The organism is Candidatus Nitrospira salsa, assembly GCF_965152625.1.
Map to the genome: position 1 here is coordinate 2,126,714 of NZ_CBCUCO010000002.1, position 14,775 is coordinate 2,141,488.

13 protein-coding genes are annotated in these 14,775 nt (G+C 46.9%); 3 read left to right on the top strand and 10 right to left on the bottom strand.

What is annotated here, in order from left to right; translation table 11 throughout:
- Positions 1-63 precede the first annotated feature (63 nt).
- From ACWQXP_RS11495 to ACWQXP_RS11505, 3 genes are read right to left on the bottom strand one after another with little or no spacing between them, the layout of a single operon-like run.
- A complete protein-coding gene (locus tag ACWQXP_RS11495) occupies positions 64-345 on the bottom strand; it encodes a hypothetical protein (protein WP_454062959.1) in 282 nt (93 codons plus the stop codon).
- Positions 320-508 carry a hypothetical protein gene (locus tag ACWQXP_RS11500; RefSeq protein WP_454062960.1) on the bottom strand — a complete coding sequence of 63 codons (189 nt, stop codon included), beginning with the start codon at positions 506-508 and terminating at the stop codon, positions 320-322. The genes ACWQXP_RS11495 and ACWQXP_RS11500 overlap by 26 nt, the downstream gene beginning before the upstream one ends.
- Before the next feature lie 37 nt (positions 509-545).
- Positions 546-4,046 (bottom strand): PKD domain-containing protein, encoded by a 3,501-nt coding sequence (locus ACWQXP_RS11505; protein WP_454062961.1) that lies wholly within the window; start codon positions 4,044-4,046, stop codon positions 546-548.
- A 1,642-nt stretch (positions 4,047-5,688) separates the two neighbouring features.
- Here ACWQXP_RS11505 and ACWQXP_RS11510 point away from each other — a divergent pair.
- From ACWQXP_RS11510 to ACWQXP_RS11520, 3 genes are all read left to right on the top strand, one after another.
- Entirely contained in the window at positions 5,689-5,823 is a 135-nt protein-coding gene (locus tag ACWQXP_RS11510; protein ID WP_454062962.1) for a type II toxin-antitoxin system RelE/ParE family toxin, read from the top strand.
- 34 nt (positions 5,824-5,857) lie between these two features.
- Positions 5,858-6,202 carry a helix-turn-helix domain-containing protein gene (locus tag ACWQXP_RS11515; protein WP_454062963.1) on the top strand — a complete coding sequence of 115 codons (345 nt, stop codon included), beginning with the start codon at positions 5,858-5,860 and terminating at the stop codon, positions 6,200-6,202.
- 137 nt (positions 6,203-6,339) lie between these two features.
- Positions 6,340-6,540: a DUF2283 domain-containing protein gene (locus ACWQXP_RS11520; RefSeq protein WP_454062964.1), complete on the top strand. Its 201-nt coding sequence runs from the start codon at positions 6,340-6,342 to the stop codon at positions 6,538-6,540.
- 288 nt (positions 6,541-6,828) lie between these two features.
- Here the strand turns inward: ACWQXP_RS11520 and secF are convergent, their stop codons facing one another.
- From secF to mobA, 7 genes are all read right to left on the bottom strand, one after another.
- Positions 6,829-7,749, bottom strand: a complete 921-nt coding sequence (gene secF, locus ACWQXP_RS11525) for a protein translocase subunit SecF (RefSeq protein ID WP_454062965.1) — start codon at positions 7,747-7,749, stop codon at positions 6,829-6,831.
- Between the two features lie 42 nt (positions 7,750-7,791).
- Complete coding sequence (gene secD, locus ACWQXP_RS11530; RefSeq protein ID WP_454062966.1) at positions 7,792-9,429, bottom strand: protein translocase subunit SecD; 1,638 nt, start codon at positions 9,427-9,429, stop codon at positions 7,792-7,794.
- A 19-nt stretch (positions 9,430-9,448) separates the two neighbouring features.
- On the bottom strand, positions 9,449-9,766 hold the full coding sequence (yajC, locus tag ACWQXP_RS11535) for a preprotein translocase subunit YajC (RefSeq protein WP_454062967.1): 318 nt from the start codon (positions 9,764-9,766) through the stop codon (positions 9,449-9,451).
- 191 nt (positions 9,767-9,957) lie between these two features.
- Positions 9,958-11,094, bottom strand: coding sequence for a tRNA guanosine(34) transglycosylase Tgt (tgt, locus tag ACWQXP_RS11540; RefSeq protein WP_454062968.1), 1,137 nt, complete (start codon positions 11,092-11,094; stop codon positions 9,958-9,960).
- Positions 11,095-11,168: 74 nt separating this feature from the next.
- Positions 11,169-12,950 carry an arginine--tRNA ligase gene (gene argS / locus ACWQXP_RS11545; RefSeq protein ID WP_454062969.1) on the bottom strand — a complete coding sequence of 594 codons (1,782 nt, stop codon included), beginning with the start codon at positions 12,948-12,950 and terminating at the stop codon, positions 11,169-11,171.
- 108 nt (positions 12,951-13,058) lie between these two features.
- Complete coding sequence (locus ACWQXP_RS11550; protein ID WP_454062970.1) at positions 13,059-14,069, bottom strand: glycosyltransferase family 9 protein; 1,011 nt, start codon at positions 14,067-14,069, stop codon at positions 13,059-13,061.
- A 119-nt stretch (positions 14,070-14,188) separates the two neighbouring features.
- Positions 14,189-14,775: molybdenum cofactor guanylyltransferase (gene mobA / locus ACWQXP_RS11555; RefSeq protein ID WP_454062971.1), on the bottom strand; the 587-nt coding region annotated here is incomplete at its 5' end.

A 14,775-nucleotide genomic window follows, 5' to 3' on the forward strand; every position in this document is an offset into this window, starting at 1 on the left:
TACTCCATCAAATATTTTCTGAAACATGAGTTATTTTCTTTTACAGACTACCTGAATATTTAATTAAATTTTTCTTACGTAATTTTTCTCGAACCATGCCATTAGAACCCATCCCAATGTGGCATATATCAAAAGTCCAGCAAAAATACACTCAGAAAAAAAATGCTCCCACGTACCAGACAACCATTCAGCTAAGATAAAAATTGGAAAATTTGCATATATATAAATTAATGCTCCCCCACCTTCTGCCGTTAGCATGGAAATACCTAAAAGACCAGCATTCAGAACCAACCCAATTGCAGCACCCACAATTCTGAATTTATATTTTTCCCAAACAGGATTCATGTAATTCACCTTCCAATTCAATGATAAAAGCAAATCCTTTATCCAATCCTCCATCTAACTCATCAATAAGAACTAGAGGAACTACGACGACCAGGAAATGAAACGTCCCGCCAATCAGAGCATACACGGTGGATCGCTTATAGTTTGAGGAAATTCGGCTCACGGCCCTCTCTCACTCAATTTGACGTTTTTCATTTCACCTAAAAACCCTTTACCCGCCATTGCCCGTCGGTATCGACAACAAACTCTACTTCCAGTGGAAACTGCATCGTTCCCATCGCAATCGGCGTGACAGACTTCATGATCACGCGGGTCCCTTGGCCATCAGCAAGCTGCAAGGGCACATTCAACAGGTCCGTAAGCTCTTTGAGGTGACCTTTCATCACCGTCCAGTCGTGGCGCATCACCTCCCGTTTTGTTGTGAAGATGAAGAAGAGTGCTCGATCAATATCACCTTGCGCTAACGTGGTCATCATCTCCGACCATTTGGCGTTGAGTGTCGCTTCGAAATCCGCCGGCTCTTCCACCACGACGACAGCCGTGGATTCAAATGTTTCCCCATCCTCATCGGTGACGATAACTGTAGGCATATACAGGCCGGGTTGTATAAAAGTCACAGTTTGTCCGGCAAGGTCTGGGCCTTGGGTATCGATTGTGCCATCGCCTTGAAAATCCCATTGATAGTGAACAACCGGCCGTTCGAGTTCAACAGACGCCCGAAGCGTGACCTCGCTCGGCGTAATATTCCGATCTGGCGATGCTCGTAATCTGACTTGTTCCGTCGTCACCTCCGTTGTCTGCACTTGGCGGGACGTTGAAGCGCGTTGCCCACAGGCATTGACTGCTTCAGCAACGATAGTCGTTGGCCCTAACGTTTCCGTTCCCCCACGTACGAAGACTCGATCGACGGCGTACACCGTCCCGGCTACTTTGGCGGCTTGTTGATTCACCACGACCCCTATCGGACTGACACTGCTACTGGTGATCGTACCCTTCACCATCATGGTGAATTGGTTGATTGTCTCATTTGCCAACGGAGAGTCAATGCTCAGGCTGAGACAATTGGCAGTACAGGTAATAAAGGCTTGTACCTGTACCCCGAAGGGCCCATTGAGCCGCACCTCTAAATCATTCGTCGCTTGCACGACAACCGGTTGATTGACTTGACTCTGAGCAGCCGTAAGGTCCAGCGCACTGACGACTTCCACGCCATTCAAGACGACAGTGCCTTGCGCGACTCGATTACCCCCACCAGATGTTCCATTGATAATGACTAGTTGGTATTGAGCCAATGGTTCACAATTGGCAAAGTTTGCTGTAAAGACTTCTTCGTTGGAAGTCTGCTTAACCCATTCAATAGGTCCCCACAACGGATCTAAGTGGAAGGGCGAAGCAGAAGCCAACGTGACCTGCTCACTGACCTGATTCGTGTGATCTTCGCCATCAGTTCCAATCACCGTAAGCGTGTTGCGACCCTCTTGCAAAACAATACCATCAGCCAGAAAAACGCCTCCCGTGACAGTAGCAGGTATACCGTTGACACTTACTGTAGCTGTTGGGTCACTCACTACACCCGATACGGTAATCGGATTGACAGTTATCACGGTGCCGCTTGAGGGATTCGTTATGAGAAGTTCTGGCATACCCGCTGGAGGAGTATCTTGAACCATGATGACAGTGGTATCTGGAAGACTCAAGCTCATGCCATCCGAAACGCGCAACTGCACCACATAGGTTCCAGGTAAATCCGGAATCATTGTGGGCTCAGCAAAGGTAGGATTTAAAAGGGTAATCCCACTTCCTACAGGTTGACTACTGAGGGTCCACTGGAACGTCAGGGTACCCCCATCAACATCTTGAGAATTGGTTCCATTAAGTGAGACCAACGAATGGACAGAGACAAGCTGATCCTCTCCAGCTTCAGCAATTGGAGGAATATTCCCTGCGGTGATCGTCACCGTAGCTGGATCGCTATCTTCAGCCCCATCATTGACGATCAACTGGGCCACATAGATTCCTGGAAGATCGAGAACAAACGCAGGTTGCGCGAGAGTTGGATCTGCAATCATTGCATCACTGCCTGTCGGGCGTGCGGTGAGTGACCACATATATGTCAATGATTGACCATCCACGTCACTGGAAGCACGGCCATCCAGTTGGACGATATTTCCAACTGCTACCGTCTGATCAGATCCCGCAACGGCCACAGGTTTAGAGTTTTGTGTATTGATGACGACCGTTTCAGAGACACTGCCATCCGTTCCATCATTGACCGTAAGCTGGACTTCATAGGTACCCGATCTGTCCACTGAGAAGCTCGGAGTAGGTGATGCTGGCTCTGACAACGTGGCCGTACTCCCACTCGGCATAGAAACAAACGACCACAAAAATGTGAGCATATCGTTATCCACATCACTCGAATTGGTTCCATCAAGGAACACCGTTTGGGTCACAAAAACTGTTTGATCCGATCCCGCATCGGCAACAGGAGGAGAATTGAGAGTCGTAATCTCTACAATATCGGGGTGGCTATCCTTTGCCCCATCACGAACAATCAGTTGAAATTCGTAGGTTCCTGGAACGTCAATCGCAAATGTCGGCATAACGGCTGCTGGATCGGACAGCGTTGCCGCACTGTCAACAGGTTTCGACACGATAGCCCAGGTAAATGTAAGAAGGTCGCCATTCACATCCGTTGATCCACTACCATCTAGCTGCACAACGTCTGTTACTTGCACAGTTTGATCAGGTCCAGCATCAGCCACCGGAGACACATTGCTTTCCTCAGAACCTAACCCAAATCCCCCTTCCAGCGTTATCGTGCTTTCTGTACCCATCCGAACCCATCTCCCCACAAAAGCACCCTTTGCCGTACTGTCTTGCTTAACCCAGAGTGTGCCGTTGGGAGCGTAGACATTAGCGCGTAGAGTATTATTCACACCAAATTTGACGGCTTTCGGCGTTGAGCTAAAGTTTCCTAAAGTACCATTGATCGCAATTCCAGTGATCTTCACATCTGCAGCAGTCAAAGTCGTGGCATTGGGAGCAGGACCTATCAACACCTCACTCCGTGTTTCAAGATGTTCTGCTACACGAATATCCACGGAAGCTGTAGCATAGACCTTAGCCTCTCTACGAATGTTCCATTTGCGAAAATGATATTCCCCTCCCGTCAGTGTAACGGTAGCGCGTTTTCCGACTGTCAGGAACCCATAGTGCCCCGCATCGAGACTCAGTATTCCATCATTCGACACATCAATATCCTGTGTCCCTGGTGCCACTGATGGGATGAGAGGAAGTGATGAGACGAGTGGTAAATCCACGGGTGAAGTGAGGGTACCAAAGACTTGGCCTGGCCCTTTTAGCGTATTAGCCGAGACATCCTGAACCTGAGATCCACGCTTGAGTCGCATCGTATCACCCATGATACGACTTGTCGGATTTGTAAATCGGGCATCCAAGCCAATCGTCACTTCATAATCCCCCGTAAAGTAAGGACCGCCGCTAGCGACATTGGCCCCCACGTCGCCGCTGAGTACGGTGCTATCCCGTTTAATCCAGACTCCCTCCTTACCAAATACAACAAAATCGTTTGCCGCCTGAACTCGTTCAATCACTGCCAAATTGAATATCGTTGTCACGAGACAGGCTACCAACAGAGGGGTTGTCCATTGTGAGCGGAATGCGTGAGAACGGATCATCACTGTTACCTCCTCAGAACTCATACCAGAGTGAATGGATCAATCATGGTCGACTGCATCAAATCGTTTATAAAATTATCGGTGTTTCTGCAAAACTTGGAGCATAAAGGTACTCGCTAGCCATTCGGTGTTACTTGAAGCTCCCACTTCGGCCAGCGTACGCATGAGCAGCATTCTTTTCCTATCACCCAATTGAGGGAGGGTTCACGACTTCAATATGCTTGATCTACAAAAAAGACGGAACCAAGATTTGAAACAGGAAAAGAAATCCAACATCCATTTCAGACAGTCAAAAACAGACAGACAGAAATCTCAAGATTAATAAACTAAACGAAGACAACGTGAATAATTTCACTCAGTTTAAACAGACAATCCCTGATCGCGTATAGCGTAATATTGAAACCATTGGTCAGAGTTCTGTGTAGAGACCGTCTCGAGGTGTGTCCCGTCCTATCGGAACGTAAAAGAAAACATTGATCGAGTAACTGAAAACCTAGGATCATCTTAAAATTTGCAGAAACATCGAGGTCTACGGAAGCGGCAAATACAAAGTACTGACCGATCCATCAGAAAATGGTCACGCCATTGATTCACATCGTTCACCGTCGGCGCGCCAGTGTTCATGACGAAGAACAGAATTTTTACAAAATAAGACAGCCGCCTGTTAAGGACCTCCTCTATCTAGTATTTTGAGGAAAAAATTCTCTAAGGAAGAACAGTCTTCTCTGTGACGTCACTACTTCATATGAACCAACCCGACATCCACAGGAAAAGTCCTGGCAGGCCGCACAAGTTAGGCCAATAGTTTCAATCACCAAGGCTGATCCTTCGAACGAAGAGAGGCGGACTGTTTGCTCCTCACCATTGATAAATGCCAATCTTCCGAGTGAATCTTAGAATCCGGCACGTTCTGGGATTCTGACGTTTGAGCGACGGTTTCGCTCTTTCCAATAATGGTTTTTGAGGTTTTGATTTTTGGGGTCAATTTTGGGGTCAATTTTGGGGTCAAATCTAGTTTTATATATTTTAGACACTGGTATAGCTTCAGGTATTCGAGTCGGGTAGGAGGTCAAAGGATTCCGAGAAATTCAAGGCTTTGTGGGTGGCCGGCACAAGGACAATAAAAGGCTCTACATGAGTACGGAAGGCTTTACAAAGGATGCTCGCTAGGAAGCGGAGCATTCTTCAATCTCACTGACTCTCATGGACTTAGATGACTTGTCCAAGCCAAACATTGATCACTACGAAAAGATGGACTCCGATGCCCGGACACTGCTCCCTCTCACCCGGATCTAATGGCCAACATAGGCCATAAACACTCGTCCATAGGCCACAAGATGGCCAAGACAGGGTTTGGGCTATAGACGTTATCCATAGATTCATTTTTTCTTATTACATTTCTGTATACCTGCTACCCGTTTGCGATTCACTTTCAATGAGGGTCTACCTTCAATTGACAAGTGTTGTCAAATATGACAACGCTACATAACGAGGAGCATTTATTGGATTAAGGCAGCAGACAAGGATTTCAGGAAATTTCCAAAGGTTGTGCAAGAAGTCATACACGATGCACTCGCAATCACTGCTGAAGGGCAGAAGGCGGATATTGCCAAGCCGATGAAAGGATTCGGTGCAAGTATTTATGAGATTGCCTTGCACTACCAAACAAAACGCGTATCGGGCAATTTACCCCGTCCAACTTGATGAGGACATTTGGGTCATTCATGCGTTTCAGAAGAAGTCGAAAACCGGCATTAAAACACCTAAGATCTCATAGGGGAACGACTCAAGCGCATAAAGGAGATATTGAAATGAAACAGAAAGAAGACAAGGTAGAAGTCATGCGGGGTAGTGGAAACGTCTACAAGGATTTCAATTATCCCGATGCAGAAGTTCGTCACTTAAAAGCCAAAGTTGCTGCCGAAATCATTGGTACTCTTGACCAACGACAATGGTCTGTGAGACGGGCTGCAAAAGAAACCGGATTCCAAGCTGCTGATTTCTCACGTGTACGAAATGCTGAGTTAAAACGCTTTACTCTTGATCGGCTCGTAAGGATGCTTGGAAGCCTCAAGCCAAAAGTTCGGCTCGACCTTGTGCCCATTACTCGGCGTTCCCGTCGAAGAACACACCTTGCAGCTCACGTGTCGGTATAAGCATTTTGGCTATTTATAGGTCAGAAGTAACGGAGGCAAATCTCGTTGCATCAGTTTTGCGGAGATGGAACTGAGCGCTTAGTTGATCCCTACCCATTCGATGACACGAAAGAATTACCTCGGAAAGAGGAGAAGCGATGAAAGTTTCATACGATGAAAAGACCGACACACTCAGCGTGGTTCTGAAATATAACACGCCGATTGCTGAAAGTGACGAAGATAAACCTGGGGTTATCTTGGACTATGATGCCAATGGCAATCTTGTATCGCTGGAAATCCTCGATGCTTCAAACCGAGTTACTGAAGCCCGGAAAGTGGATTTTCAAATGACGGGTTAGTATTGCCTGACTTGGTCGTCCGAAACCAGCTCTCACGCTTTCATCTCCAGTATTTCCGCAAACCAACATCAGCTTCTATCAATAAGCCCCTCAGCCATTGTTCAAAAAACCTGGAACCTTACGACGAAGAAGAGGAGATGCAGATCAATATCTAAAGGGGTCAGACTTGGATTTTAAGTCCTGAAATTTTCCTAGCATCCAGACATCAAAAGCATTCTGACACCATAAAAGGCATAAGAGTCAACGGCAAATCTTGAGGGTCACTCGATAGTAAACTCTCTTCCGGCATTATCTCCCCCGGCTCAACAGTTTGCCTTCGGCGCCTGGCCAGATGAGAAGCAGAGGACTGGCGACAAATATCGAAGAATAGGTTCCAATCATGACCCCTAAGAGTAGCGCCAACGAAAAGTCGTGGAGCACTTCACCGCCAAACAAGGTCAGTGGCATTAGCACGAGTACGACCGTTAAGGTAGTGACCAACGTCCGACTCAACACTTGATTAATGCCATCATTAATAATGGTCTCAATCGATTGGCGACGACGTTGACGAAGATTTTCACGTATCCGGTCAAAGACAATAACGGTGTCTGTAATGGAATATCCGGCCAACGTCAAAAGAGCCGTCACGACCAAGAGTGTAATTTCGACATTCATCACATAAAAGATCCCTAAGACCGCCAAGACATCATGAAATGTCGCAACAGCCGCGGCGACACCGAATCGAAACTCAAATCGTGCTGCAATGTAGGTAATAATGCCAATCAATGACAGGACCACGGCAATCAAAGCATCTTTCTGTAGTTTTTGTCCTATCGTGGGTCCAATCGAAGTAGTTAAATCAATCTCAAACGCATGGCCCTTAAATTCATCTCGAAAAACTTGAATAATTTTATCACTAATGGCTTCTTCAATCGTGGTTTCCGTCTTGACTCGAATCAGTAATTTATTATCTTGAGTAAACTCCTGAAGTTCGGCATCACCAAGACCGTGTTTCGCTAACACAGTTCGAGCCGATTCAATAGGTAGCGCTTTGTCAAATTTCAATTGAACGGCGGTTCCTCCGGCAAAATCAATTCCTAAATTCGCCGAACCGAAGGCGATCTGAATGACAGCGATAAGCCCCAGCAGCCCTAAAATCCCTGAGATGACCAGCGCAATCTTCCGCCGCCCCATGAAGTCAATATTCGTTTTTCCAACAATTTCTAACATAGTCGCGATCCATTGGGTGAAAAAGTAAAGTCAGTTTGTTTATCAAATACTCAGTCGTTCCAGTTTCTTCCGGTTGAACAAATCAAATACCACTTTGGTGCCCACCAACGCCGTAAATAAATTTATGGCAATGCCCAAACAGAGCGTGACCGCAAATCCTTTAATCGGACCTGTTCCAAAAAGAAACAGCGCCAAACCCGTGATGAGGGTCGTGACATGGGAATCGACAATGGTCAGAAAGGCTTTATCATAGCCTCCATCAACCGCCAACCTTACCGGACGTCCCAGTCGAAGTTCTTCTCGGATTCGTTCAAAAATGAGAATATTTGAGTCTACGCCCATTCCGATCGTGAGAATGATTCCTGCAATTCCAGGAAGCGTCAGGGTTGCGTTGAGTCCGGACAACGCGCCAAGTAACCCGATGAGATTCAGAACAAGGGCGAAATTGGCCACGACACCTGAAAGACGATAGTACACAATCATAAAGATCACGACTAAACATCCAGCAATCACAAGAGTTCGCACACCCTTTTCAATCGAATCTTTCCCTAACGATGGGCCAACCGTCAGATCTTGAAGCGTCTTCATGGGTGCCGGCAAGGCACCAGCTCGTAACACCACAGCCAGATCATTCGCTTCACTGGTCGTGAATGTGCCTTCAATAATTGCCCGTCCTCCACTGATCTTTGTGTTGATACGAGGCGCTGAATACACGGTCCCATCCAGCACTACCGCCATACGTTTTCCGACATTGGCACCGGTCAGACGTTCGAATTCCTGTCCCCCTCGGCTATCAAAGGTCAGAGACACAATGGGTTCATTGAACTCTCCAATCGTGACACGCGCATCTTGCAGCACATCACCCGTTAACGCGGTATCTTTCTTGATGAGATACGGAAGACTAAAACTCGTTTCGCCATTTTCTGCTATGACATTTTCAAACAGAATTTCTGATCCTTCCGGCAACCGTCCTTCAAACTCTTTTTGTACCTCCCCCTCTTTCCCTTTTTCCACTTGAGGAGGGAGCTCTAACGCTACCTTTGATTCATCAAGCAGTTTAAATTCGAGTAAGGCGGTTTTTTTGATCAAATCTTTGGCACGTTCAGGATCTTTGACTCCGGGTAGTTGCACAGCGATTTGGTTACGGCCCAGACGTTGGATCAGCGGTTCAGCCACACCAAACTCATCAATACGATTTCGAATGGTTTCCAGGGCTTGATTAATAGCCGAATCTTTGATGCGATTCACTTCCTCGGAATCAAGTTCATAGGAAACGGTTGTATCTGATGACTCCTTCAACACAAAACCAGGAAATCCATCTTCCATTTCCTGAGTGACCTTGGTCTTCGCCTCATCGCCATCTGCCAAGGTGAGGACCAGCGTATCCGTCCCTTCTCGAACCACCGTGTCGATGGGAAGTTCGGCCTCGGTTTTGAGATCTTCTAGCGCCTTTCTGGACCGATCGACCGCGATTTCCACAGCTCGATCTTCTTCGACCTCAAGCACCAAATGCACGCCCCCCTGCAGATCGAGACCCAGGGCAAGTCCGCGATCACTCAACACCTGCTTCATCCAATCGGGAAGCGGGGTATAGAGTGAAGGGAAGGAGGGTAATGAAATAATCAGCGAGATCACCGACAGGGCGATCAGGAGGATTAACCTACCACGAATTTTCTTCATCGACCTTGCCTTTTCCGACTCATGAACTTTCCTCAGTTTCTCGGAGTCTTCCGACGTAATCACGTTGTAATCGAATTTTTGTATTATCGGCAATTTGCACGGTGACGGTCTCTTTATCAAGATTCGTAATCGTGCCCCAAATACCAGCCGTGGTGATCACTTTATCGCCTTTCTTCAAGGCAGCCAGCAATTCTCGCTGTTTTTTGGCTCGACGTTGCTGCGGTAAAATCAAAAGGAAATAAAATACCACAAAAATCAGCAGAAATGGCACAAAGGACAGGAGCCCACCAGTTGGATCGTTTCCCGCGCCAGCCTGCGCCCATGCGACAGCATTCATGTCTACCCCTTTCTCCTTGTGACTCTATGATTTACGCCGTAATGGCACACTAGAAATGTGTTGAAGCCTGCATGTTCTAGGGTGGCGTTCGATGTAATAAGTAAAGTGAAAAGTATCAAGTATTGAGACCTGACAAGAAATGAAAGTCTCAACAATATTATTACTTGACAATTTTCATATTCATTGATGGCTCAAGCACACATCGGATCTTGCTCGAGACCTTGCTCGTGGCCTTCCCTTGCCTGATAAAACTGAGTTCGGAATTCCTGTAACTGTCCGTTTCGAATAGCACGGCGAATCTTGGACATCAGCGTCCCATAATACCAGAGATTATGAAGCGTATTGAGCCGTATGCCTAACATTTCATTCGACACAAATAAGTGCCGTAAATAGGCTCGTGAATATCGCCGACACACCGGGCATTCACATTCCGAATCAATCGGTGCCTCATCCCGTGCATATTGGGCTTTTTTAATCAACACTCGCCCTGACGAAGTAAAGAGCCAGCCGGTACGACCATGCCGGGTGGGAATGACACAATCAAACATATCCACACCGCGACACACTCCCTCGACAATATCTTCGGGCAGCCCAACTCCCATGAGATACCGAGGTCGATCAAGCGGGAGTTGTGCGGTGACATCCTGAATCACTCGAAACATCGTCTCTTTTTCTTCACCTAAAGAGAGCCCGCCGAGAGCATATCCGTCAAATCCGAGTTCCAATAACTGTGCCGCCGCTTCTTGGCGCAAATGAGGATACACGCCGCCCTGTATGATACCAAATAAAAATTGATGCTCTTGTCTCGGGACGGCCAAACAACGTTTCGCCCATCGCGTCGTCCGTTCTACAGCTTCTTGAGCTTGGAGCTCCGTGGAGGGATAGGGAGGACAGTGATCTAACATCATCATGATGTCCGACCCCAAAGCCACTTGAATCTCCATACAAAATTCCGGGGTCAATTGATGCCAAGAGCCATCAAGATGTGACTTGAAGCCCACACCATCCTCTGTGATTCGACAAAGGTCAGCCAAACTCACCATTTGAAATCCACCACTATCCGTCAAAATGGCACCAGGCCACTGCATAAATTTATGCAAGCCGCCTTGCCCGGCAATTAACGAATGACCGGGCCGCAAGTACAGATGATACGCATTTCCTAAAATGAGACCATAGCCACATGCTTGCAATTCATCTGGATCGATCCCCTTCACGGTCCCCAACGACCCCACCGGCATAAAGGCTGGAGTCTCAATGTGACCATGAGCCGTTGAAAGGAGGCCAGTTCTGGCAGACGTAGAAGAATCATGTTGTTGAACAGCAAACATTCACACTCTCTCATCACAAGGACTGTTCCCCACGTATCTATTATGGGGTCAGCAGTTTTCGTACTCTTAACAGACTACATTTGTTCAGGAGCAGAAACACCAAGAACCGTAAGACCATTATGAATAACGGTCTGGACTTGGCGCATCAACGCCAGTCGTGCAGCCGTTAACTCGGGAGTCACTTGTTCGCGATGCTGCTGAACAGATTCATCAGCAGTTGATTGACCATCTTCAGGGGATGGCATTTCCGCTTCTTCCGATGTCGAGACGGTCTCGTTTGATGGAAGAATACGATGCTTATTGTAGTACGTATGCAACTGCGCCGCTAACTCTTGCAAATAAAACGTCACACGATGTGGTTCAAGACTGGCCGCGCTACCTTCAATGATACCTGGATAACAGGATAAGTGTTTCATTAATCGTAATTCATCCTGAGTGGTCACCAGCGCATGATCGACATCATGAATAGACGGCACAGGAATGCCTCGGGACTCGGCCACTCGGAAGAGACTTGCGATCCGCGCGTGCGCGTATTGCACATAGTACACAGGATTATCCGCAGACTGTCGCTTGGCTAGATCGAGATCAAAATCCAAATGGCTATCTGAGCGTCGCATCAGAAAGAAAAACTTAGCAGCATCTGCTCCAACCTCATCAATGACCTCTCTCAATGTCACAAACTCTCCAGCACGCTTGGACATCTCGACTTTCGTTCCTGCACGAAGGAGATTGACCATTTGGACCAGAACGACACGGAATTGTTCTTTTCGATATCCAAATGCCTGAACAGCCGCTTGCATACGGGGAATATACCCGTGATGATCCGCTCCCCAAATATTAATCAATGTATCAAAACCACGGTTGAGTTTATCGCGATGATAGGCAATATCTGAGGCAAGATAGGTATAGGTCCCATCTTGCTTGGCCACAACACGGTCTTTTTCATCTTGAAACTGAGAAGACCTGAACCACCACGCACCCTCATTTTGAAAGACCAATCCTTTTTCTTTGAGATCGTCTAAAGCCTGCGTGAGATGTCCGGCACCGATTAAACTCGCCTCACTGTACCATTCATCGAATTCAATGCCAAAAACACCAAGATCTTGTTTGATTCGCTCCAGCAGTTGTTGACACGCAAACGCCGACGATTGCTGTTCCGCGATTTCTGCATCCAAGTCAAGAAGGGTTGAGCCAAGTTCTTGCCTCATCGTTTCTGCCACAGCGTGAATATAGGCTCCATGATATCCATCATCAGGAAAGGTACAGGCACGACCATGAAGTTCTTGATAACGAGCAAAGACAGAGGCTCCAAGCAATTTCAATTGGCGACCAGCGTCATTGATGTAATACTCTCGTTGAACACGATACCCAACAGTTCGCAAGATATTTGCCGCGGCATGACCAAGCGCCGCGCCGCGTCCATGTCCCACATGCAGAGGGCCTGTGGGATTCGCACTCACGTACTCAACGAGGACACGTTGCCCCTTTCCCATCTGACTTGAACCATACGCTGAACCAAGGTTTTCAATAATTTTGAGGATATCAATCCAACGGTCTGGTTTAATCCTAAAGTTTAAAAAACCTGGTGGAGCAACATCGACGAGGTCAAATAAGTCGTGACTGTCTTCTTTGAGGTTCGACGCCAACAATTGGGCAACTTCTAATGGCGGACGACGAGCTTTTGGCGCAACCAACATGGCCACATTTGAGGAAAGGTCACCCCATTCTTCTCGTTTTGGCAGTTCAACTGTAATATGAGGAAGAGTCGCAAGATCCAGGTCTCCACGACTCTTGGCACGGCTTAAAGCGGCAGACACAGCCACCACCACCTGATCATGAATGAGATCGGATTTCAAAAAAATCTCTATCTTCTTAAAAAATAAGGGGAATTAAGGCAATTTCCGCCGAATGTACCACAGCCATCATAGTGATGCAAGTTGTTGATATCAAGAAAGATTATTAGTTTAGCATCTACGTAATTTTACGTCATCTGATAGACTCAGCCATCGTTCGGCTTGCACAACCACGCTCCCAGCCGAAATATTAAGACAGCGCTTATGGGCGCAGCGTTGAACACTCGACCAATCATGACATTCACATGGCTCCCCTTGGATGACGGCAACATGCCTTCCTTGAGGAGCCCACTGATCTGGGTCAGTAGGTCCAAAAAGGACAATCGACGGCACATCACAGGCTACGGCCAGATGCGCCAAGCCAGAGTCATGACCGATAAACAGATCGAATGAGGAGACACATCTTGCGACCGAACTCAACGACATATTCCGTATTACCTGATAGGTATTGGACGGAAGTGCTGCACATAAACAACTGACCGCCTTTTCATCAGCAGGCCCTTCCACAATGGTACACTCGTGACCTTTTTCAACCAATTGCAAGACAACAGAAGCCAACACGGAGGAGTCAGTGCATTTATGAGGACTCCCGCTACCAGGCTGAATCATGATTCGCCGGCGGTTTAAAGCTAACAGGCTAACGCTTTCTTGTCGAAATTCGGCTTTACTCCTTGAGAACATTTCGCGCATATGAGAACAATCAACGGCCTGAATCTCCCAATCAAGAAGGATTTCGAGATAACGATCTGAAAAATGTCTGTTCGTTAAGCTGACATCATGTGGAGACTGGATAATGACTGACTGAATCCCATAGTCACGAAGATTTTTGGCTATATCTCCGTCCGGGTTACCTAACCAACAGACGATATGCGAACAGTCCCTGAGAATGTCATGGGTAACATCGCTCCATTGATCGTGACCGCGATATAAATCTGAGAAGACATAACCTTCAAGAGCCATCGTGCGATTAACTTCACCAGCATTCAACAGCAGATCGCCAATCTCTGTTTTTCCAATCCACAAAAGGGCATTCTGGGAAAAAGATTGCTTAAGGCTTCTCATCGCCCTAAGGCTCAAAAGCACATCGCCCAATGCTCCCGGGTGAACGACAAGTGTATACAATCAATCCTTGAATATGACGTTTATTTAGTGAATAAAGGTCATGAACTCATCAAGAGAAAAAGGCCAACAACAAATCTTTTATAGAAGTAACCCTGAACCTATAAAGACGGAACCAATACTTAAGAGTCGCTAAATTTATTGGCCATTTCAAGATCAGCAGGTGTATTGACATTCATAAACGATATAAAGCTTGGATCTAAATCTTTAACCTCTTTTTGATCGATTATCCTATGTACCAATTCTGCGCGTGACACAATGTCCCGCATCTCCAAGTGATTTGCCTCAATCATACTTTTTAAAACAGGTAGGCACTTTTTTGAATAGACTCCTTGCATTGGTTGCACACCAGTCTGTAACTGTACCATCAACACATCGGAATTTAGCGACATATCACACAAACGACGAACCAGGGGAATGGATAAAAATGGCATATCACAGGCAACCATAAAAACACATGGTTCTCTGGAGTATGAGAGACCGGTATACAACCCGCCAAGAGGACCTTTTTGAGGGATAATGTCAGTGACAACTTTATGACTCAGGCCTTCCGTCATGGGGGAGTGCTCTGCAACAACAATGATAATTTCTGTAAATACGGATTCATAGACACTTAAGACGCGGTTGAAAAGAGTTTGTCCACCTACAGTGACTCCCCGTTTATCCTGCCCCATTCGTCGACTGAGGCCCCCGGCCAATACGACACCAC

What these genes read in the sequence shown, in the direction of transcription:
- ACWQXP_RS11495 (WP_454062959.1), bottom strand. Translation starts at nt 345, where the DNA reads ATGAATCCTGTTTGGGAAAAATATAAATTCAGAATTGTGGGTGCTGCA.
- ACWQXP_RS11505 (WP_454062961.1), bottom strand. Translation starts at nt 4,046, where the DNA reads ATGATCCGTTCTCACGCATTCCGCTCACAATGGACAACCCCTCTGTTG.
- ACWQXP_RS11510 (WP_454062962.1), top strand. Translation starts at nt 5,689, where the DNA reads ATGAGATTGCCTTGCACTACCAAACAAAACGCGTATCGGGCAATTTAC.
- ACWQXP_RS11515 (WP_454062963.1), top strand. Translation starts at nt 5,858, where the DNA reads ATGAAACAGAAAGAAGACAAGGTAGAAGTCATGCGGGGTAGTGGAAAC.
- ACWQXP_RS11520 (WP_454062964.1), top strand. Translation starts at nt 6,340, where the DNA reads ATGAAAGTTTCATACGATGAAAAGACCGACACACTCAGCGTGGTTCTG.
- secF (WP_454062965.1), bottom strand. Translation starts at nt 7,749, where the DNA reads ATGTTAGAAATTGTTGGAAAAACGAATATTGACTTCATGGGGCGGCGG.
- secD (WP_454062966.1), bottom strand. Translation starts at nt 9,429, where the DNA reads ATGAAGAAAATTCGTGGTAGGTTAATCCTCCTGATCGCCCTGTCGGTG.
- yajC (WP_454062967.1), bottom strand. Translation starts at nt 9,766, where the DNA reads ATGAATGCTGTCGCATGGGCGCAGGCTGGCGCGGGAAACGATCCAACT.
- tgt (WP_454062968.1), bottom strand. Translation starts at nt 11,094, where the DNA reads ATGTTTGCTGTTCAACAACATGATTCTTCTACGTCTGCCAGAACTGGC.